Annotated in this window: 14 protein-coding genes; 9 read left to right on the top strand and 5 right to left on the bottom strand. The window is 74.0% G+C overall.

Features of this window, described 5'->3' with window-relative positions; genetic code table 11:
- Positions 1-162: 162 nt before the first annotated feature.
- The 3 genes from ACIGNX_RS22830 (at position 163) to ACIGNX_RS22820 (ending at position 3,520) form a co-directional block, all read left to right on the top strand.
- On the top strand, positions 163-837 hold the full coding sequence (locus ACIGNX_RS22830; RefSeq protein WP_396542698.1) for a response regulator: 675 nt from the start codon (positions 163-165) through the stop codon (positions 835-837).
- A complete protein-coding gene (locus ACIGNX_RS22825) occupies positions 834-1,946 on the top strand; it encodes a sensor histidine kinase (protein WP_396542697.1) in 1,113 nt (370 codons plus the stop codon). Before ACIGNX_RS22830 ends, ACIGNX_RS22825 begins: the two co-directional genes overlap by 4 nt.
- Positions 1,947-2,188: 242 nt before the next feature.
- Entirely contained in the window at positions 2,189-3,520 is a 1,332-nt protein-coding gene (locus ACIGNX_RS22820; RefSeq protein WP_396542696.1) for a DUF4153 domain-containing protein, read from the top strand.
- Here the strand turns inward: ACIGNX_RS22820 and ACIGNX_RS22815 are convergent.
- On the bottom strand, positions 3,495-4,349 hold the full coding sequence (locus ACIGNX_RS22815) for an alpha/beta fold hydrolase (RefSeq protein ID WP_396542695.1): 855 nt from the start codon (positions 4,347-4,349) through the stop codon (positions 3,495-3,497). The genes ACIGNX_RS22820 and ACIGNX_RS22815 overlap by 26 nt on opposite strands.
- Positions 4,350-4,549: 200 nt before the next feature.
- Here ACIGNX_RS22815 and ACIGNX_RS22810 point away from each other — a divergent pair, with 200 nt between their 5' ends.
- Positions 4,550-5,689 carry a mechanosensitive ion channel family protein gene (locus tag ACIGNX_RS22810; RefSeq protein ID WP_396542694.1) on the top strand — a complete coding sequence of 380 codons (1,140 nt, stop codon included), beginning with the start codon at positions 4,550-4,552 and terminating at the stop codon, positions 5,687-5,689.
- Positions 5,690-5,734: 45 nt separating this feature from the next.
- Positions 5,735-6,136: a hypothetical protein gene (locus ACIGNX_RS22805; RefSeq protein WP_396542693.1), complete on the top strand. Its 402-nt coding sequence runs from the start codon at positions 5,735-5,737 to the stop codon at positions 6,134-6,136.
- 68 nt (positions 6,137-6,204) lie between these two features.
- On the opposite strand, the gene ACIGNX_RS22800 is transcribed toward ACIGNX_RS22805, so the two are convergent.
- A complete protein-coding gene (locus tag ACIGNX_RS22800; protein WP_396542692.1) occupies positions 6,205-9,450 on the bottom strand; it encodes a S8 family serine peptidase in 3,246 nt (1,081 codons plus the stop codon).
- A 280-nt stretch (positions 9,451-9,730) separates the two neighbouring features.
- Here ACIGNX_RS22800 and ACIGNX_RS22795 point away from each other — a divergent pair, with 280 nt between their 5' ends.
- From ACIGNX_RS22795 to ACIGNX_RS22785, 3 genes are all read left to right on the top strand, one after another.
- The gene (locus ACIGNX_RS22795; RefSeq protein WP_396542691.1) at positions 9,731-10,537 is read left to right on the top strand and encodes a hypothetical protein; all 807 of its coding nucleotides are present in this window, start codon (positions 9,731-9,733) and stop codon (positions 10,535-10,537) included.
- Between the two features lie 593 nt (positions 10,538-11,130).
- Positions 11,131-12,786 (top strand): FAD-binding dehydrogenase, encoded by a 1,656-nt coding sequence (locus ACIGNX_RS22790; RefSeq protein WP_396542690.1) that lies wholly within the window; start codon positions 11,131-11,133, stop codon positions 12,784-12,786.
- A 112-nt stretch (positions 12,787-12,898) separates the two neighbouring features.
- Positions 12,899-13,606: a zinc ribbon domain-containing protein gene (locus ACIGNX_RS22785; protein ID WP_396542689.1), complete on the top strand. Its 708-nt coding sequence runs from the start codon at positions 12,899-12,901 to the stop codon at positions 13,604-13,606.
- Between the two features lie 6 nt (positions 13,607-13,612).
- Here the strand turns inward: ACIGNX_RS22785 and ACIGNX_RS22780 are convergent, their stop codons facing one another.
- From ACIGNX_RS22780 to ACIGNX_RS22770, 3 genes are all read right to left on the bottom strand, one after another.
- Complete coding sequence (locus tag ACIGNX_RS22780) at positions 13,613-13,780, bottom strand: hypothetical protein (protein ID WP_396542688.1); 168 nt, start codon at positions 13,778-13,780, stop codon at positions 13,613-13,615.
- Positions 13,781-14,686: 906 nt separating this feature from the next.
- Positions 14,687-15,595, bottom strand: coding sequence for a transposase family protein (locus ACIGNX_RS22775; protein WP_396542687.1), 909 nt, complete (start codon positions 15,593-15,595; stop codon positions 14,687-14,689).
- 136 nt (positions 15,596-15,731) lie between these two features.
- Complete coding sequence (locus tag ACIGNX_RS22770; protein WP_396542686.1) at positions 15,732-18,404, bottom strand: BTAD domain-containing putative transcriptional regulator; 2,673 nt, start codon at positions 18,402-18,404, stop codon at positions 15,732-15,734.
- A 216-nt stretch (positions 18,405-18,620) separates the two neighbouring features.
- On the opposite strand from ACIGNX_RS22770, the gene ACIGNX_RS22765 reads away from it, so the two are divergent.
- Complete coding sequence (locus ACIGNX_RS22765) at positions 18,621-19,037, top strand: hypothetical protein (protein ID WP_396542685.1); 417 nt, start codon at positions 18,621-18,623, stop codon at positions 19,035-19,037.
- The last annotated feature ends 10 nt before the right edge of the window (positions 19,038-19,047 follow it).

Raw genomic sequence — 19,047 nt, 5'->3', positions numbered from 1 at the left:
CCCGCCCTCCAGCTTGGCAGCCCAGCCCTGGGAGCGCTCCCAGATTCGCCTGATCGGCCGTCCGCCACGCTCGGGGCGGGCGCGGGTCGCCCGGGGAGGTCTCCACAGGACGTTCACAACTCGCCCCGGACGTCTCCACGGCCCGCACCTAGAGTCGGCCGCATGACACGGCGCGTTCTGGTGGTCGAGGACGACCCGACCATCGCCGAGTCCGTGGCCGCGCGGCTGCGGGCCGAGGGGTTCGAGGTGGTGGTGGCGCACGACGGGCCGTCGGCGGTCGCGCGGGCCCGTGACGTCCGGCCCGACCTGGTCGTGCTGGACGTGATGCTGCCCGGGTTCGACGGGTTGGAGGTGTGCCGGCGCATCCAGGCCGACCGGCCCGTGCCGGTGCTCATGCTGACCGCGCGCGGCGACGAGACGGACCTGCTCGTGGGGCTCGCGGTCGGCGCGGACGACTACCTGACCAAGCCGTTCTCGATCCGCGAGTTGGCCGCGCGGGTGCACGCGCTGCTGCGGCGGGTGGAGCGGTCGGCGTCGGCGGCCTCGTCCCGGATCACCGTGGCCGACCTGGAGATCGACCTGGCGGAGCGGCGGGTGGTGCGCGGCGGGGAGGAGGCGCACCTGACGCCGACCGAGTTCGAGCTGCTGGTGCACCTCGCCGAACGGCCGCGGGCCGTGCAGTCGCGGGAACGGCTGCTCAGCGAGGTGTGGGGGTGGGCGGACGGGACGGGGACGCGGACCGTGGACAGCCACATCAAGGCGCTGCGGCGGAAGTTGGGCACGGACCTGATCCGGACCGTGCACGGGATCGGTTACGCGTTGGAGGTGCCCCGGTGAGCCTGCGGTCGGCGTTGGGGACGGCGGTCGACCTGCTGCCGCGCCCGCTCGACCCGGTGCGGTCGATCAAGCTGAAGCTCGGGATCCTGCTGGTGTCGGCGATGGCGGCCGGGTTCGCGTTCTTCCGGTGGCGGATCGGGTGGCTCGCGCCGGGCACCACGTTCGGGGCGGTGGCGATCGTGCTGGTGACGTCCCAGGTGCTCGCGCACGGGATGACCCGGCCGTTGCGCGACATGACCGCGGCGGTGCGGGCGATGCGGGCCGGCGACTACAGCAGGCGGGTGCGCGCGACGGCGCGGGACGAGGTCGGCGAGCTGGCCGGGGCGTTCAACCAGATGGCGGCGGACCTCGGTGCGGCGGACCGGCAGCGGCGGGAGCTGATCGCGAATGTCTCGCACGAGCTGCGGACGCCGATCACCGCGTTGCAGAACGTGCTGGAGAACGTCGTGGACGGGGTGGCGCGGCCGGACGCGGCGACGATGCGGACGGCGTTGGCGCAGACCGAGCGGCTGGGCCGGTTGGTGGCCGAGCTGCTGGACCTGTCGCGGATCGACGCCGGGGCGCACCGGTTGGACAAGGCCGAGTTCGCCGTGCGGCCGCTGCTGGAGGAGGTCGTCGCGGAGACCTCGGTGGCCGCCCGGGGGGTGCGGTTCACCGTGGACGTGTCGCCGCCCTCGGCGACCGTGTACGCGGACGAGGCGCGGCTGGCGCAGGTGGTGGCGAACCTGCTGGACAACGCGGTCCGGCACGGCCCGGCGGGTGGTGAGGTGCGGGTCTCCGCGTCGGTCGGGGCGGAGCTGGTGCTGGAGGTCGCCGACGACGGTCCGGGCATCGCGCCGCGGGACCGGGAGCGGGTCTTCGAGCGCTTCACGCGGGGCGAGCGGGCCGGTGACGGCGGCACGGGGCTCGGGCTCAGCATCGCCCGGTGGGTGGTGGACCTGCACGGCGGCACCATCGCCGTGGTGGACGGGCCGGGCTGCCGGATCAGGGCGACCCTGCCGGCCACCGCACCGCCGGACTCGGCGCCACAGGACTCAGCGCCGCAGGACTCCGCACCGCCGAATTCCGCGCCGCCGAATCCTCCGGCGGATACCGGCCCGACCGCCTGAAGGGCAGTGCACGGCAAGCGTCCCCACCCAGGGGAACCCTGATCTTCAGTCAACCACGCACCACCGACAATTCCCGGCTCCGAGCTGCCGCCGAACCGGCCGCCGACGCGCGCCGGCGGCCCGGGGCGGCCCCGGAGCGGGCCTGAGCAGCCCGGCCCCCGCGCGCCGGAAACCCAACCCATCCCCACCCCGCCACCACGCACGGCGGGGCGGTGGAGTGCGCCCTTTGGAGGCACCACCCCATGACACCCCACCGCGCGCTGCTCATCGGCGCGCTCGCCGGGACCGCGGCCGCCGCCCTGCTGCCCCCCACCGAACCCGGCCTCGGCTGGGCGCTGACCGCGGCCCTCGTCCTCGCCCTCCTGCGCCACGTCCGACCCGGCTGGGCGGTGCTCTCCGTCGCCCTCTTCGGCGTCGGGGCGGTCGTCGCGGCGGGCTGGTTGTTCGCGCTGTGCGCCGCCGCCGGCTGCGCCGCGGCCTCGCTCGCGGTCGCCGGGGGGCGCACCGCGCGCGGCCTCCTGGTCGGCGCGGGCGCGGTGCCGGTCGCCGCGGTCCGGGCGGTGCCCTGGCTCGCCCGCGGGGTCCGGCGGGCCGGCACGCCTCCGCTCACCCGGCCGGTCCTCGTCACCGCGGGCCTCCTGCTGGTGTTCGTCCCGCTGCTGGCCGGCGCGGACGCGGCGTTCGCCGACCTCCTCGGCTCCCTCGCCCCGGACGAGCCGTCCGGCCAACCGGTCGTGCTGTTCGCGGTGGTCGGCCTGGGCGCGGTCGGCGCGGCGCACCTGCGCGTCTCCCCCGTCGACGCCGACGAGCCGTCCGACCTGCCCCGGACGGTCGCGCGCCGCGACTGGGCGCTGCCCGTCGGCGCGTTGGTGCTGCTCTTCACCGCCTTCGTGGTGGTCCAGGTCGACACGCTGTTCGCGGGCGACGAGCACGTCCTCGTCACCCCCGACCTGACCTACGCCGACTACGCCCGCAGCGGCTTCTGGCAGCTGCTCGCCGTCACCGTCCTCACCCTGGGCGTGATCGCGGTGGTCGCGCGGTTCGCCCACCTGGACTCGCCGGCGGACCGCCGCTGGTTGCGCGGCCTGCTGGGCGCGCTCAGCGGGCTCACCCTGGTCATCGTCGCCTCCGCGCTGGCCCGCATGTGGCTCTACCAGCAGGCGTACGGCTTCACGGTGGCGCGCGTCGCGGTCGCCGGCTGCGAGCTGTGGCTGGGCGCGGTGTACCTGCTGGTCCTGGCCGCGGGCGTGCGGTTGCGCGCGGGGTGGTTGGCCCGCGCGGTCGTCGGCACGGGGTTCGCCGCCCTGGTCGGGCTCGCCGCGCTGAACCCCGACCGGTTCGCCGCCGAGCGGAACGTCGAGCGCTACGAGGCCACCGGGAAGATCGACGTCTGGTACCTGGCCCGGTTGTCGGACGACGCCGTGCCGGCGCTCGCGGGGCTGCCGCCGGAGCTGCGGGACTGCGCCCTGGAGTTCCGCCGCGTCGAGCCGGACGACTGGCGCTCGTGGAACCTCGGCCGGCAGCGGGCCCGGGAGGCGCTCGCGGGCTTCAGCTGGAACGGCTGTGCGCGGTGACGTGGTCGGCGACCAGGGCGGCCACCTCCCCGGCGTGCGTGACCGGCGCCCAGTGCCCGGCGTCGACCACGCGCCGCCGCACGTCCGAGGCCCACCGCTCGACGTCCTCGATGACGCCGGGCGTGACGTACCGGTCGCGGGTCGGCCGCACGAGCTGCACCGGGACGTCGGTCCGCCGCTCGCGGGGCGAGCGCAGCCGGGGCACGAAGTTCGCCCGGTACAGCGCCATGCCGTGCACCCCGTCCCGCGCCACGGTCGGCGACACGTGCGACGTGACGCCCTCCAGCCTGCGCACGATCGTCGACCACCGGGGCCCGACCACGTACCGCCACGCCAGGGGCGCGACGAACGGCAGGTGGAACGCGGCGATGTACCAGGAGTGCCGCAGCTGGGCGAAGCGCCGGCCGGTCCGCCGGTCGCGCAGCCAGTGGCCGACGTGGTCCAGGCACGGCCCGGAGATCGAGGTGAAGGACGCGATCGGCGCGCCCGGCGCGGTCACGGCCTCCCACGCCTGCACCGAGCCCCAGTCGTGCCCGACGACGTGCACCGGCGCGTCCGGGCTGACCGCCGCGACCACCGCGAACAGGTCGCGGGCCAGCACCGGCAGCCGGTAGGCGGCCAGGCCGCGCGGCGCGGAGGACGCCCCAGCCCCCCGCACGTCGTAGGTGACCACGTGGAACCGCTCGGCCAGCACCGGGACGACGCCGTCCCACACCCGGTGGGTGTCGGGGTAGCCGTGCACCAGGACGACGGTCGGCGCGGACCGGTCGCCCGACTCGAACACGGCGAGCCGCGCGCCTTCGGACTCCACGAACACCGTCGCCTCCACCTACTCGTGCGTAGCCCCCGGCAAGTTACTCCACCGTAGCAACGGGGCCGGCCACCCGCGGGTGGAGCCGGAGCGCGACCGGGGTGATCAAACTCCACTGATAGTGGGATAACTCGCACAATCCGCGCGGACGGCTGATCGACGGCGCACCCGGGTACGGCTGTTCGGACGAACCCGCGCACTGAGGAGGTGCCCTTCCCGTGCTCGCAGCCCTGGTCACGTTCGCCGGCTCGCTGCTGGTCGCCCTGCTCGCCGTCACGCTCGTCCACCGGGTGGTCCGCCGCATCGGCAGGCGGTCGGACCTGTTCGCGGGCCTCGCCCGGCACGCGCACAAGCCCGCGGTGGCGGTGGCCGCGCTGGTGGCGGTGCAGTTCTCGCTCGGCGTGGTGGCGCACGGCGACTGGCGTCCCGTCGCGCTGCACGTCACCGGGATAGCGCTGATCCTGGCGGGCGCGTGGCTGCTCGCCGCGCTGCTGGTGGTGGTCGAGGACGCGACGCTGGCCCGCATCCGGGTCGACGTCTCGGACAACCGGCACGCCCGCCGCGTGCACACGCAGATCACGCTGGTCCGGCGGGTCACCGTGGTCGTGGTGAGCGTGCTGGCGGCGGCCGCGGTGCTGATGACGTTCCCGAACGCCCGCGCCGCCGGGACCAGCATCCTCGCCTCCGCCGGTGTCATCGGCGCGATCGCGGCGCTGGCCGCGCAGTCGCTGCTGGGCAACGTGTTCGCGGGCGTGCAGATCGCGTTCAGCGACGCGTTGCGGCTGGACGACGTGGTGGTCGTGGAGAAGCAGTGGGGGCGCATCGAGGACATCACCCTCACCTACGTGGTCGTGCACCTGTGGGACGACCGGCGGCTGATCCTGCCCACCGCCTACTTCCTGAAGACGCCGTTCGAGAACTGGACGCGGACGCAGTCGGCGCTGCTGGGCACGGTCGAGCTGGACCTGGACTGGACGGTGCCGGTGGAGGAGCTGCGGCACGAGCTGCGGGCCGCCCTGGAGGCGAGCGACCTGTGGGACGGCCGGGTGTGCGTGCTGCAGGTGACCGACGCGGTGGGGTCGTTCGTGCGGGTCCGGGCGCTGGTCAGCGCGTCGGACGCGGGGCGGCTGTGGGACCTGCGGTGCGTGGCGCGCGAGCACCTGGTCGGCTGGCTGCGGTCGCGGCACCCCGGCGCGCTGCCGCAGGTGCGGGTGCGCGAGCTGCCCCGCGGCAACGGGGTCGCGCTCACGCGGACGGCCAACGGCTCGTCGGACAACCGGGTGTTCGGGGACAGCGTCGACGGCGAGGAGCGGGTGCAGGCGTTCAGCGGGCCGGACCAGGCCGTGCAACCGCGCTGACCACCCGGTCCGTCCTGGTGGTGGGATCGGCTCCGGGGAGGCTTCGTGCGAGGGTTCGTGGTGACCGTGCTGGCGGGGCTGGTGCTGGCGGGCTGCGCCCAGCGGCCCGCGGAGACCGGGCCGCCGGCCACCACCGGTGCGGAAGGGGTGACGTCGGTGCCCGTGACACCGGGCAAGCTCGGCCCGAGCGCCCGGGGCGCGCTCGACCGGGCCAGGAGGGACGGCGCGAGCACCGTCGGCCTGACCGTCTCCACCGAGCGCGACCGGGCCGCCGAGGTGGCCGAGGGCCTGCGCGGGCTGGGCGCGACGGTCGAGTCCACCGACACCGCCGTCGGTTACGTGCGCGCGACCGTGCCCATCGAGGCGGTGGCCCGGGTGCCCGCCGTCGCGGGGGTCAGCCGGGTGGACGTGGACGAGCCGTTGTCCAACGGCGACCCGACGCCCTGACCCCCGAAATGGCTCAGGGCCACCCCCGCGCGAAGCGGGAGTGGCCCTGAGGGTCGGGCGACGTGGCGTCAGACCACGTTCTTGATGATCACCGCGCCGCGGCCGACGACCGCGCCCTCGGAGGTCTGCACGGTCAGCTCACCGCGCAGCACGCGGCCCGCGCCGGCCTGCCCGGTGGCGGTCACCGTGGCGGGGACCACCCAGGAGGCGCCGGCCGTGCGCTCGGCGTCGGCGTCGGTCACCGCGATCGAGCCGAGGCCCGCGGCGGTGAACAGGTCGATGTAGTCGTACTCCGTGGTGCCCGAGGGCACCTCGTAGCCGTCGACCTGCACCCGCCACGCGCCGGCGGCCGGGTTCGGGATCGTCACCGACTCCTCGGAGTCGCCGTCCGCCGACTGCCCGGCCAGCACGCAGGCGCCGGACGTGCAGTTGTAGACGAACAGGTCCAGGTCGGCCGACACGTCGCTGGTCCGGCCGATCGTCGCGCGCAGCGACGTCGAGCCGGGTGCGACGGTCAGGTCGTAGTTCTGGGCCGTCGCGTCGGCGATGGTCGGGCGGTCGATCCGGGCGCTGGCCAGGGGACCGCCGACGAGCTTGCCGGTGAACGCGGCCAGCGAGTTGGTCACCGTGTACTGCCGGGCGACCGGCGTGCCGGCGGTGACCGACTCGATGGTGTCCGGGTTCGGGCTGATCGTCGTGCCCAGCACGGACGCGGTCACCGAGTACGGCGCGGCGTCGGCGTCGGAGGTGCGCCGGGCCTCGAGCACGACCTCCCACACGCCCGGCGTCGGGTTGCTGACCGTGCGGCTGGTGGGCGAGCCACCGGTGCAGCCCGCGCCCGCGTCGGGGTTGTAGCAGTTGGTCGACGACGTGGTGTCGAACGGCACGCCGTACGGGTCGAAGCGCAGGAACCGGACCTGGCCCTTGCCCGCCTCGGCGCCGCCGGCCGCCATGTCGACCTTCAGCGCGCTGGTGCCCGCGGGCACCTTGACGAAGAAGCTCTTCGACTGGTTGCGCGGGAGCGTGCCCGTCTTGGTCACCGCGTACTTGTTGGCCGCGGTGAACTCGTCGGCCGCGAAGACGGTGTTCAGGGTGAACACGTCGACGCCGCGGGTGAGCACGTTGTCCAGCCGCAGCACGGCCGAGTGCGCGCCCGCCGCCTTCGGCTTGACCTTCACGTCGAACGACACGGGCTTGTTCAGCGGCAGCGTCACCGACGCCTTGGACGAGAACGTGCCGTCGTTGCCCTGCCAGTTGACCACGAAGCTCTGGTTGCGGTCCGGGCCGGTGGTGCGGGTCAGGGTGTAGGTGCGGGTGTACTCCTTGCCCACGACGACGCCCTCGCGGTCGTGGATGCCGACACCGGTGTTCGGGGTGGCCAGCAGCGCCGACAGCGCGGTGCTCACGGTCACCGAGGTGCTGACCGCCTGGGGCTCCGGGTGCGCGTTGAGCTGCGTCCACGCGCGCTTGGTGTCGAACAGGCCCGCGCCCTGCTCGTACGCCTGGAGGGTGGGGACCCACTTGGCGCCGGACTGGATCGCGTTGCGCAGCGCCGCGACGGGCGGGCGCTCGCCGTTGTGCTCGGCCTTGTAGGCGCTGACCAGCAGCGCGGCCGCGCCGGTCGCCTGCGGGGCGGCCATCGAGGTGCCGTTGAACATGGCGTAGCCGGCGGGCAGGTCGTAGGTGCCGGCCACCGGGCCGGGCGCCTGCCACTGCGGCGTGGTGGAGATCGCCGAGCCGGGCGCGACGATGTTCGGCTTGAACCCGCCGTCCTCGCGCGGGCCGCGCGAGGAGAAGCCGTGCAGGCTCTCCTTCTGCTTGGTCACCGAGCCGTAGTTGGACAGCCAGGTGTCCGCCGTGATGTAGGAGCCGACGCTGACCGCGTCCGTGGCCACCGACGGGTCGCCCACGGTGTTCGCGCCCGCGCCGCTGTTGCCCGCGGAGATGAACACCTGCACGTTGTACTCGGCGATGGTGCGGTTGTAGAGCTCCGCGCGCGCGTTGTTGCCGTCGTTGAGGGCGGGCAGGCCGCCGATGGAGATGTTGACGACGTCGGCGCCGTTGCGCGCCGCGTACAGCAGGCCGTCGATCAGGCCGCTGTTGGTGCACGACGGGGTGGAGAGGCAGACCTTGACGGCCATCAGCTTCGCGCCGGGCGCGGCGCCCGTCATCTTGCCGCCGAACAGCTTGTTGGCGGAGGTGATGCCCGCGACGTGCGAGCCGTGCGCGGCACCGGCGATGCCGATGTTCACCCACGCCGTGCCGGCCGCGTCGTAGATCGACTTGTCGGTCTGCACCACGAACGCCACGGTGTCCAGCACCGGGGTGGCCGGGTTGTCCGCGCCGAAGTGGCCGACGTCCTTCTTGTACTTGTAGTCGATCATCGCGGCCTGGTCGGTGAAGTCGCCGTCGCCGTCGGTGTCGACCCGGACCTCCTTCGTCGTGGTGTCCTGCAGCACGCCGAAGGTGTCGGTGCGGTCGCCGTCGCGGTTGATGTCGCCGCCGGTCTCGCTGTTGGCCAGGCCGAGGTCGCCCGCGGTCTCGCGGAACGTGCCGAAGCTGAACGGACCACCGGTGGCGGGCGCCTTGTAGGTCGCGCCGCCCGCGGTGAACGTGCCGTTGTAGCGACCCGAGACCTGCAGCCAGGTGCCGTCGCCGGAGTTGGTGGCGTTGGCGTTGTACCAGTCGACGATCTTGCGCTCACCGGTCGTGGTGGTCGCCAGGGCCGGGTGGTCCAGGTCGATGCCGGAGTCCATGATGGCGATCGTCGCGCCGCGGCCGTCCCACTTGGGGTGCTCGTCGGTGAACTGCGCCGCCTTGGTGTCCTGCGTCGGCATGTACGGGTTCTTCTTGGGCGTGGACTTGCCCGGCGCCGGCTGCGGCAGCGGGTTCGTCGCGCCCTCGGGGCGAGGGTTGTCCAGGACGACCAGGCCGTCGACGTCCACCGCGTTCACGGACGCGAGCTTGGCGGCCTTCTCGGCCTTGTCCCGCGGGACGGAGACCTTGAGGTAGTCGACGTCGCGCTCGGTGGACTCGACCACACCGCCGAGTGCCTTGAGGTCGTTGGCGGCGGAGTCCAGCTTGCCCGCTTCGGCGGCGACGAGGAGCGTGACGTTCGCCTGCCCGGCCCGCTCGGCCTCGGCGATGCGCTCCCGGTCCTGCTTGTCGAGCTGCTTGTCGGCCGGCGCGGGCGCGGTCGGCGCCTCCTGCGCGACGGCCGTACCGGCGGCGAAGCCGAACCCAGTGGTGCCCAGCACGGCGGCCAGCAAGGCCGCGCTGGTGCGGTGTCTCCACCGACTTCCCGAGTTGATCACGGCGCAAACCCTTCGTGGGGAAAGATTGGCGCAAGCACATCTCCCCGGGTCCCCGCTAACAATCGGACGAACAGCCCAATAGAAGTGTCCACATTGGACTGAACGGTCTATTGCGGGAACACGTCGGAAGTGCCGCACAACTCAGGAACGAGTGCGACACCTCCAGTCAAGAGCCGACCGGTCGGAATGTCAAACACTGTCAACGGTGAACCGCTCACGAGCGCGGGAAATCGGTAACAAATCGCACATCAACGCGATCGCGGGCACACTGGTCGACATCGTGGACGCCGCACCGATCGACCGGATCGCCGACGAGCTGTACGCCCTGCCGCCGGCGGAGTTCGTCGCGGCCCGGGACGCCCACGCCAGGGCGGCCGCGGACCGCGGCGACCAGGCGCTGGCCAAGCAGGTGTCGGCGCTGCGCAAGCCCACCTCGTCGGCGTGGGCGCTGAACCTGCTGGCCCGCGAGGACCCGGCCGACCTGGCCGAGGCGCTCGCGCTGGGTGACGAGCTGCGGGCCGCCCAGGAGGACCTGCGCGGCGGGGCGCTGCGGCGGTTGGGCGCGCGGCGGCGGGCCGTGCTCAGCGCGCTCGTGCGGCGGGTCGAGGTGCTGGCGAGCCACGCGGGCCGGCCGCTGGGTGCCGACGCCGTGCAGCAGGTGCGCACGACGTTGGCCGCGGCGCTGGCCGACGCCGTGCTCGGCGCCCGGATCCGGGCCGGGCGGCTGGTCAAGCCGGTCGAGCAGTCCGGCTTCGGCCCGTTGAGCGAGACGGCCACCCCGGTCCGGGACGACCTCGCGCCCCGCCGTGAGCAGCGGCGGGAGCGGCAGCTCGCCAAGGCCCGCGACGACATCGACGCGGCCCGGGCGGACGTGCGCAAGGCGGACGACGCCGTCGCGGAGGCCGAGCAGGTCGTGACCGAGCACGAGGACCGCGTCGCCGACCTGCAGGCCGAGCTGCGGCGGGCGCAGCGGGCCGAGCGCGAGGCGGCGGCCCGGCTGGGCAAGGCCAAGCGCCACGCCGAGACCGCGCGGACCAGGCTGGAGCACGCCGAGGGCCGGATGGCGGAGCTGCGCGACGAGGGCTGACCGAGGGCCTTTCCGAACACTCTTCGTGACCCCGACACCCCCGGCCCATCCGGGGAACACCCACCGGTCACCACCCGTTCTACTGCTGGTCGGCACGTGGACGCCGCACCGGACGTCAGGCCCCGCGAGGCCCCTCCCCCCGAGGCCCGCGCGGCACCTCTCCCCGAGACGTTGCAGGTGCGCCCGCGCATGCCCGACCGCCGTCGGCCGGACGGTTCCCCCCACCGCACGGCCGGCGGCCTTTGCCACCGCTCCCGCCCCACCCGCGAAGTCCGAGAACAGGCCGTGCCGACGCGGAAGTCCGCAGCCGGACCGACAACCCAATGGGGATGTCCGCCGGTTCCCGGAAGTGCCCCGCCCGGGGCGGGAGCGATCACGATCACCGTCGACGCCGGGTTCGCCGGAGTCGTTCCCGAATGCGCGGATGTCGTCGGCGGCGGCGTGGAGGAAATCACCCCGCGCGCCCGTTACCGAATTGTCACCGCCGGGTCACCGGGCCGATCCGGGGCACCGCGTGGAACACCTCACCCCGCACGAAGATGAATCTTCCTCAAGTCTCGTGCGCCGCCGGAGCTTCGATCTAGACTCGCCCGATGGCACATGACGCGGATGTCATCGTGGTCGGCGCGGGCCTCGCGGGCCTGGTCGCCACCGCCGAACTGGTCGACGCCGGGCGCAGGGTGATCCTGCTCGACCAGGAGCCCGAGGCGTCGCTCGGTGGCCAGGCGTTCTGGTCCTTCGGCGGGTTGTTCCTGGTCGACAGCCCCGAGCAGCGGCGGCTGAAGGTCAAGGACTCGGCGGAGCTGGCACTGCGGGACTGGCTGGGCTCGGCGGCGTTCGACCGGGAGGCCGACCACTGGCCGCGTCGGTGGGCCGAGGCGTACGTGCACTTCGCCGCGGGCGAGAAGCGGTCGTGGCTGCACGGCATGGGCGTGCGCTGGTTCCCGCTCGTGCAGTGGGCCGAGCGCGGCGGGTACCTGGCCGACGGCCACGGCAACTCCGTCCCGCGCTTCCACGTGACCTGGGGCACCGGGCCGGGCATCGTCGCGCCGTTCGAGCGCCGGGTCCGCGAGGGCGTGGCGCGCGGGCTCGTGCAGCTGCGGTTCCGGCACCGCGTGACCGGGCTGACCACCACCGGCGGCGCGGTGGACGGCGTGCGCGGCGAGGTGCTGGAGCTCAGCACGGCCGGTCGCGGCGAGCCCAGCTCGCGCACCGCCACCGGCGACTTCGAGCTGCGCGCGCAGGCCGTCGTCGTCACCTCCGGCGGCATCGGCGCCAACCACGAGATGGTGCGCCGCAACTGGCCTTCCCGCCTGGGCACGCCGCCCGAGCACATGCTGTCGGGCGTGCCCGACCACGTGGACGGCGAGATGCTGCGGGTCGTGCAGAGCTCCGGCGGCGGCATCATCAACGAGGACCGCATGTGGCACTACCCCGAGGGCATCGCCAACTACGCCCCGGTGTGGAACCGGCACGGCATCCGCATCCTGCCCGGGCCGTCGTCGCTCTGGCTGGACGCGACCGGCGCGCGGCTGCCGATCCCGCTGTTCCCGGGGTTCGACGCGCTCGGCGCGCTGGAGCACATCGTCAAGACCGGCCACGGCTACTCGTGGTTCGTGCTGAACTCCCGGATCATCGGCAAGGAGTTCGCGCTGTCCGGGTCCGAGCAGAACCCCGACCTGACCGGCAAGGACGTGCGGGCCGTGCTGAAGCGGGCGCTGCCGGGCGCGGTCGCGCCGGTGGAGGAGTTCGCCAAGCGGTCCGAGGAGTTCGTCTTCGGCCGCACGCCCGAGGAGCTGGCGGCCGGCATGAACGAGCTGACCGGCACGTCGCTGATCGACGCGGCCGGGCTGCGGCGCACGATCGCGGCCCGCGACCTCCAGGTGCTGTCCGGGCTGGGCAAGGACATGCAGGTCAACGCCATGCGCGAGGCGCGCCGGTTCCTCACCGACAAGCTGATCCGGGTGGTCGAGCCGCACGCCCTGATGGACCCCAAGGCCGGGCCGCTGATCGCCGTGCGGCTGTCCGTGCTGACGCGCAAGACGCTGGGCGGCCTGCACACCGACCTGTCGGCGCGGGTGCTCAAGGACGACGGCACCCCGTTGGACGGCGTCTACGCGGCCGGTGAGGCGTCCGGCTTCGGCGGCGGCGGCGTGCACGGCTACCGCGCCCTGGAGGGGACGTTCCTGGGCGGCTGCCTGTTCTCCGGCCGCGTGGCGGGCCGCGCGGCGGCCGAGGCCACCGGCTGAGGTTGGACGAACAGCGGCCAAAAGGTGGTCAATCGCCCGCGGCGCGCGGCGGGGAGGTGGGCCCGGGGCTAGCGTGGTCTGTCTTCTTCGGACACGCGGCAGGGACTCCACCATGGACGTTTGCGGCAGGTGCGGCACCGCGTCGACCCCCGGTCTGCGGTACTGCGCGGCCTGCGGAGCCGACCTGGCGGTCTGGTCCCGGCGGGGTTCGGACGGGCACCGCGTGCCGGTGCTCGTCGTCACCGCGGTGGTGGTGGCCGCGCTCGCGGTGGCGGCCGCGACCGCGGTCGGGTTCCGCTACTCCGACCGCCGCGTCACGGGCGTCGCGACCGCGGCGGGCGGCTCCGCCGTGGTGCCGACGTGGACCCCGCCCCCGCCCGCGGTGCCGGCCCCGACCACGGTGCGCGTCCCGACCACGGTGGCGGCCGTCTCGCCGGACGAGGTGGCGCTCTCGCAGCTGAACGCCGAGGTCGCGGCCGACCGGGCGGCCGTCGAGTCGCTCGTGGACCGGTGGGTGCCGCAGCTGTCCTCCAAGCGGCTCGGGCTCGTGGTGCACGGCGTGCGGTTCACCCACGAGGACATCTGGCGCGACTTCCAGCTCACCCGGGCCAGGTACCCGGACGCGCTGCTGCTGTCCTCCGCCGACTACGCGAGCTTCGACAGCGGCGACTTCTGGGTGACCGTGGTGCCCCGGACGTACGCCGCCGGCGCGGAGGCCAACGCGTGGTGCGACCGGGAGCTGATCGGCCCGGACGACTGCTTCGCCAAGCGCCTCACCCACACCGGGACGTCCGCCGGCACCACGCTGCCCCGCCGCTGACCCGGCTCACCGGTCCGGCGTCCAGCGCAGCCCGCAGACGTCGCCGGGGCGCAGATCCGTGAACCGCGCGTGCGCCTCGTGCACGGCGTCGACCGCCACCTCGCCGGTGACCACCTCGCCGGTGACCGCCTCGGCCTCCGGCGTGCCGCGGACCGGGGCGATCGCGGCGGGCACGTGCGCGGCCGGGAAGCGGACCGTCAGCTCGAACGCCTCGCACCGCCGTTCCGGTCGGTAGAGGTGGTGCGACCGGGGCGGGCCGGAGGCGGCGACGACCAGGCCGCACTCGTGCCGCTGACCGGCGTGGAGGGGGGTGGGGCAGGCGCAGGTCGAGCAGGAGGCGTCCGTCGGGGGCCGGGTGCGCGCCGGCCACCTCCACCCCGAAGAACGGGGTGGCCGTCACGTCGGCGTGCCCGCACGGCGGGGTGGGGGTGACCCGGACGTGGTCGCCGATGTCGCGTTCGGCGACGATCGTCCAGCGCTCGACGCACTCCGGTCGCGGCACGTCGAGGCGGACCAGCGCGGCCAGGCGCTCGACGTGCCAGTGGTCGGCCTCGACCCCTGGTGGCGGCCCGACCCGGGTCGCGGCGTTCTCGGCGACCAGGTCGACGGCCTCCTCGACGCGTCGCCGGATCGTGCGGGCGTCCCGGTGCAGGGCGGCGGCCAGCGACCGCTCGCGTTCGCCGAGGAACTTGCCGGGCACGTCGACGTCCAGCGCGAGGGCGGTCACGAAGACGGCGCGGAGGTCGGCGGGCAGCGCCTCGCTCCACCCGTGCAGGGTCGTGCCCACCTTGGCGCGCGCGGCGGCGTGGGAGTCGGTGTCGCGGATGCCGCACAGTGCCCTCAGCGCCGGGCCGACCTCGTCCCGCAGGCGTGCCGCCTGGGCGCCGCGCCCGCGGCGGAGCCTGCGCAAGTCGGCCGCGAGTTCGGCCGGGGAGACCTCCACGCGCCCCTCCCACCGGGCCGACCGGTCACCGGACCACTCCAGTGTCGGCACCGACCCCGCCACCCGCCACCGTCCCGAACGGAGAACTCGGGGGTCCTGGAGGTACGACACACGAGCCCCGAACGTAGGAGCTTTATTCAAAAGTGTCGTTGGCTGAGGCGGTAGAACTCGAGGTTGGTGACGATGCGGATGATGGTGGGGAGTTCGGTCAGGCGGGCGCGGTAGCCGGTGGCGAGGATCTTCCAGTTCTTCAGGTGGGCGATGGCGCGTTCGACGGGCCATCGGTGGCGGGAGATGAGGGTGTTCCAGGCCTGGTCGGCGGGGGTGTGGTGGGTGTGGCCGGGGCGTTTGCGGCGGGGGATGATCGCGTCGGTGCCCTGGTAGCCCAGGTCGGCGATGGTGGGGGTGGTGTGCAGCAGGTCGGCCAGGCCGTGGTGGTGGTAGGCGCGGCTGTCGTGGGTGCTGCCGGGTTGTGGTGTGAGCACGGCGAGCAGTCGGCCGGCATGGTCGGTGAGGATCTGGACCGACAGGCCCTGCTCTCGGTGTTTGCCGTTGTAGTTGGGGTGGGGTCGTCGGCGGGTGCCGTCGGTGGGGTGGGGGTCGGGGTGGGCCCGGTTCCCCGTGGGGATCAGGGTGCCGTCGAGCAGGACGGTGGACAGTCGGGGCAGCAGGTCGGGCAGTGAGGGGGTGTGGGGGCGCAGCACCCGTCCGATCAGCGGCGCGTAGCGGCGCAGGGTGCGGGAGACGGTGGGTTGGGAGACGCCGAACAGGTCCGCGGCCAGGGTCTGGGGCAGGTTCTGCCGTAACAGCACCAGGGTGAGCAGCACCGAGCGGTACAGGCTCAGCGCGGGCGGGCGTCCGGTCCGCCGGTCGGGGTCGGGCAGCGTCTGTCGGATCCGGGCGATCAGTTCCCGGATCCGGGCGGGATCCAGTCCGGTCGTAGAGTGGTAGCGCAACAGCCCTGTCCTGTGGTGGTCGAGCTTCTGTGGAAGGAAACCGACCCTACCCAGGCAGGGCTGTTGCGCTACCCGCCCCAGAACACCCACACCAGCACTTCTGAATAACGCTCTAGGACTCTCGCGAGAGTCCTACGTTCACGCCGCGTGTGTCGAACGCTCAGAGCCCGTGTGTCGAACGTTCAGGGCCGGTGTGTCGAACGTTCAGGGCCCGGGTGGTGCACGGTCAGGGGGTCGGGCAGGCGGTGTGGTCCAGCTTGCGGGCCAGGTCGTCGGCGTCGGCCAGGCGCAGGTCGCGGTACAGCTGGTAGGCGGCCAGGTAGTGCGGGCGGGCGGCGGACGGGCCCTCCGACTGCTCCAGCACGTCCCCGATCGCCCGGTGGCACAGGGCCTCCTGGTAGCGGTCGCCCAGGCGGGCCGCCAGGGCCAACCCCGCCCGGTACGACTCCAGGGCCTCGTCGGCACGGCCCAGCTGCTGCGACGCCGCACCCACGGTGTGCAACGTGGCCGTGTGCGCCTTGGACGGCGCGGCCGGGAACAGGCCCAGCGCCTCCCGCGCGTGCCGCAACGCCTCCTCCGGCCGGTGCTTGCGCAGCAGCACGTTGGCCAGGTTGTTCTGGATGCTCGCCTGCGACCGGTCGTCACCGACCTCCCGCGCCACCTCCAGCGCGTCCAGGATCGTCGCCTGCGCCCGGTCCAGCTGGTCGTCCGCCATCAGGCAGTACCCGAGGTTCGCCAACGCCGCCAGCTCCAGGTGCCGGTCGCCGTCCGACAGCGCCGCCGCCCGCGTGCACGCCTGGATCGCCTCGTCGATCCGGCCCAGGTCGGCCAGCGTCGACCCCAGCCGCAGCAGGAACGTCGCCTCGGCGTGCCGGTCGCCCAGCGACCGCGCCGCCGCCAACCCGATCCGGCACAGCGCCAGCCGGTCCAGCCGGTTGCCCCGCCGGAAGTGGAACGCGTCCAGGCACAGCGCGAGCTGCCACGTCCGCTCCCGCTGCCCGCCGTTCACCGCGATGTCCAGCGCCAGCCCCAGGTTCGCCTCCTCCAGCGCGAACCACTCCAGCGCCGCCGCGTTCGACGACAGCTCGGGGAACGACGACGGCCGGTGCTCGATCGGCCCGAACGGCCGCACGTGGTCCGACAGGTGCGCCCGCGCCCGGTCCGCCACGTGCAGGTAGTAGTCCAGCAGCCGGTTCGTCGACACCTGCTTGTCCACTTCGGACTCGGTCGCCGCCAGGTGGTGCGTGAACAGCCGCACGAGGTCGTGCCGCGAGTACCGGTCCGGCGTCGACTCGTGCAGCAGGTTCGCGTACGCCAGGGTGCGCAGGTGCGTGCGGGCGCTGACGACGTTGATGTCCAGCAGCGCCGCCGCCGTGTAGCTGTCGAGGTCCGTGCCGGGGTGCAGGCCCAGCCGCCGGAACAGCCGCGCCGCGCCCTCCGGCAGCTCCCGGTAGCTCACCGCGAGCGCCGCGTGCACCCCGCGCCCCGCCTCCGGCAGCGACAGCGCCGACAGCCGCCCCTGCTCGTCGCGCAGCTCGTCGACCAGCGACTGGATCGTCCACCGGGGCCGTGACGCGAGCCGCGCGCCCGCGATCCGCAGCGCCAGCGGCAGCCGGTCGCACAGCTCGACCAGCTCCGCCACCGCCTCGGGCTCCTGCTCGATCCGCTGCCTGCCCAGCAGCGCCGTCAGCAGGTCCTCGGCGCTGGCCTCGGGCAGCGTCGGCACGTGCAGCGACGACGCGCCCTCCGTCACCACCAGGTCGTCCAGCCGGTGCCTGCTGGTCACCAGCACGAGGCACCGCGGCGAGCCGGGCAGCAGCGGCCGGACCTGCTCGGCCGACCGCGCGTTGTCCAGGAACACCAGCACCCGCCGCCCGGCCAACAGGGACCGGTACTGCGCGGCCTGGCCCTCCAGGTCCGCCGCGATCTGCGAGTCGGTCAGCCCGAGCGCCCGCAGGAAGCCGATCAACGCCGTGCGCGGGTCGAGCGGCTCGGTCTCGTCGAACCCGCGCAGGTTCACGAACAGCTGCCCGTCCGGGAAGTCGCCCGCCACCCGGTGCGCCCACCGCAGCGCGAGCGCCGTCTTGCCCACGCCGGCCGGCCCGACCAGCAGCCCGATGGCCGAGTCCTGCCCGGTCAGCGCCGCCCCGAGGTCGGACAGCTCCTCCTCGCGCCCGACGAACCCGCGGTGCTCGCGCGGCAGCTGGGCGGGCGCGCGGTCCACCGGCGGCGGCGCGGTGTCGCCCGCCAGCACGGTCTGGTACGCCTCGCGCAGCTCCGGGCCCGGGTCCACGCCCAGCTCGTCGGCCAGCCGCTCCCGCGTCCGGTGGAACAGCGCCAGCGCCTCGGCCTGCCGCCCGCTCCAGTGCAGCGCCAGCACGAGCCGGGACACCAGCGCCTCGCGCAGCGGGTTGGCCTCCACGGCGTCGCGCAGCGCGGAGACCGCCTCCGCCGCCCGGTCCAGCCGCGTCAGCCGGGTCGCGAGCTCCTGCACGGCCACCAGCCGCAGCTCCTCCAGCCGCGCCGACACCGCCTCCCGGAGCTGGTCGCCGGGCACGTCGGCGAGCAGGGGGCCGCGCCACAGCGCCAGCGCCTCCCGCAGCAGCCGCGCCGCGTCCTCGTCCGCCGCCTCACGCGCGCTCGCCAGCAGGTCCTCGAACCGGAACACGTCCACGGCCGCGCGCTCGCCGGTCAGCACGTAGCCGGGCGAGCGGGTGACCAGCGCGACACCGCCGCCCAGGACCTTGCGGAGCTGGGCGATGTGCCCCTGGAGGGCGGCTTTGGCCTGCGGCGGTGGTGAGCCGTCCCACACCAGCTCGAGCAGCCGGTCACCGGACACCACGCGGTTCAGCTCCAGCGCCAGCGCCGCCAGCACCGTCCGCCGCTTGGCCGCGCCCAACCGAACGGCTTCCCCACCTGCGGAAACCAGCTCAACGGGGCCAAGCAGGTTCACCCGCATCCGCAAGCCCTTTCGGCGTTGTCACCGTGTAGTCACCGAGTTTCCCACAGTCGTCACCGCATTCCGGCGGGCCGCGTTGGGCGCGCGTTGGCCCGGCGTTGGAGGTGGGCGGGATGGTCGGTTCCGTCCAGCAGGCCGCCTTCGCGAGGGGTACCGATGTACATCGCCGAAAACGGGGGTGAAGTGGCCCCGCCCCAGGAGGTCTCGACCGTCAACGGGCAGGTCGTGGCACTCCAGGAGACCGTGAACTCCGGTCGGGTGTCGCTCGATCCCGCCACCGGCGAGGAACTGCGCAAGATGCTCCTGGAGCAGATGGACCAGGTCGACTCGTGGCTGGAGCGCGCGGGCAGGCTGGCCCGCCCCGCCCCGATCGGCCGCAACCCCGTCGGCGACCGGCTGGCGCAGAAGTTCGAGGCGCGCGCCGACGGCGACCCGAGGTCGTTCGTCGCGGTGATGACGGCCTACCGCGAGGTGCTCCAGCAGACGCACGACTCCGTGCAGAACGCGATCCGCAACTTCACCGCGGTCGACGACGAGAGCAGCGTCGCGCTGCGCAAGCTGAGCGGGAACTGAGGGGGCGGCG

Source organism: Actinosynnema sp. NPDC053489, assembly GCF_044544865.1.
Lineage (GTDB): Bacteria > Actinomycetota > Actinomycetes > Mycobacteriales > Pseudonocardiaceae > Actinosynnema.
The sequence above is the reverse complement of the archived record's forward strand: the minus strand, read 5'-3'. Positions and strand labels throughout refer to the sequence as shown.